Here is a 1,792-nt window from a genome sequence, read left to right on the forward strand (position 1 = left end):
CCGTCGTGCCGCCGTCGCCCGCGCGACACCTCCGGCCGGGCGCCCGGCACCGAGCGAGGAGGGCCGGCGCCGCGGCGGCACCCACGCGGCGCACGGACGACGACGGCCCGCCACCCCTGAGGAGGTGGCGGGCCGTCGTCGACACCCGGCGGGACCGGGCGGAGGGTCGTCAGTAGCGCACGAAGTAGACGTCCGAGGTCCAGATGTCGCGCAGCGACACCGACTTGCCCGGGCGCGGCGAGTCGTACCACTGGTTGCCGCCGGCGTAGATGCCGACGTGACCGCCGTCGGAGGTGACGGCGAGGTCGCCGGGCTGCGCCTCGGAGCGGGAGACCCGCTGGCCGGCGGCGCCCTGGGCGGCGGCGGTGCGGGGCAGCGAGATGCCCGCCTGGGCGAAGACGTACTGCGTGAAGCCGGAGCAGTCGAAGCCCGCGGGCGTCGTGCCGCCGTAGGAGTAGGGCGTGCCGACGTACTGGGCGGCGATGTCGAGCACCGAGCCGCCGGCGGACGACGCGGCGGCGGGGGCCGGCTCGGGCTCGGGCGCCGGGGCGGGCTCCGGCTCGGGGGCCGGGGCGGCCTCGGGCTCGGGCTCCTGCTCCGCCTGCGCGGGGGCGCTGCGCTCGGCGGACCGGGAGGTGCTCTCGGCGCCCCGGTCGGACGACCCCTCGCTCGACGAGCTCTCGTCCGACGAGCTGTCGTCGGCCGCCTCGTCGGCGTCGGCCTCGTCGGCCACGACGACCGGCGCGGGGGGCGGCGGCGGGGGCGGGGGCGCGATGACGCCGAGGGCGGCGCCACGGGCGAAGGTCACGGGCACGTCCGCGGCGACGGTGAGCGCCTCGGTGGCGACGGGCGCCGCCGTCTCGACGCGCTCGGCGGGCGCCGTCAGCGCCGGAGCGGGGCGAGGGGCGTCCTCGCGCGGCTCGGCGACGGAGGCGCTCGTGCCGAGCGTCAGGACGAGGCCCGTGGAGGCGCCGACGACGACGCCGCGGCGGGCGACCACGCCGGCGCGCGAGGCGACGGCCTGGGTCAGACCGGTGAAGGGGGTCGACACGGGCCCGGGGGCGGCGTGGCGGGCGCGGTGGCGCGCGGAGGCGTGCAGGGGCACGGGCGGTGACCTCTCCCAGACGCCTGCGAGGTGAGCTGTCGGGTTCGGGTGGGAGCCACCCGGCCGTCTCCCCTGGTCGGGAGGACCGGCTTCACCCCGAGGTCCCGCGTCGGCGGGACGGCTGCTGCCGCCCCGCGCCGCGGGACCGGAGATCCTGGGTCCCCCGCCCCTGCCGTCGTCGAGCTCGCTGGGACCTGCGACCCGGCGGCAGGGCTCGGCGCTCCGGGGCAGGCGCCGCCCGGTGCGCCGGGCAGCGCGCGGACCGTACCCCACGGTGACGGCGCCCGTCACATCTCGGTAACGGACCCGCGCGCCGCACACGACACGCCGTGACGACGGCGACGCGCCGTCACCGCGGAGGCTCATCGCCCGCACCGCGGACGCCGTCGGGGCCGTCCGCCCCCGGCGGCTAGCGTCCCCGTCGCGACTGGTTCCGCCGGCGTCCGCGCCGGAGGACGAGAGAGGGAACCCGGTGGGAGACCGGGACTGCCCCGCAGCGGTGTCCGGGAACGACCGCCGTCATCGAGCACTGGGCTCCGGCCTGGGAAGCGACGGCCAGTAGGAGGACCGAGAGGTCCGCGCCCGGGAGTCCGAAGACCTGCCAGCCGTCCGCCCGGGCGACCGCCCGGGCGGTGGATGACGGCCGCTCGGGACGGCCGGAGCCCGCCCGCGCCGGCACGGCGCGCG

The 1,792-nt window shown here is 79.4% G+C and carries 1 protein-coding gene and 1 riboswitch; the gene reads right to left on the bottom strand.

Translation table 11 applies throughout. The annotated features are described in order from the left end of the window. Window positions 1-169 precede the first annotated feature (169 nt). A complete protein-coding gene (locus tag HLB09_RS16570) occupies window positions 170-1,105 on the bottom strand; it encodes a C40 family peptidase (RefSeq protein ID WP_212771274.1) in 936 nt (311 codons plus the stop codon). 424 nt (window positions 1,106-1,529) lie between these two features. After that, window positions 1,530-1,714, top strand: a riboswitch (cobalamin riboswitch). The last annotated feature ends 78 nt before the right edge of the window (window positions 1,715-1,792 follow it).

It is taken from the genome of Pseudokineococcus marinus, assembly GCF_013004605.1.
Taxonomy (GTDB): Bacteria; Actinomycetota; Actinomycetes; order Actinomycetales; family Quadrisphaeraceae; genus Pseudokineococcus; species Pseudokineococcus marinus.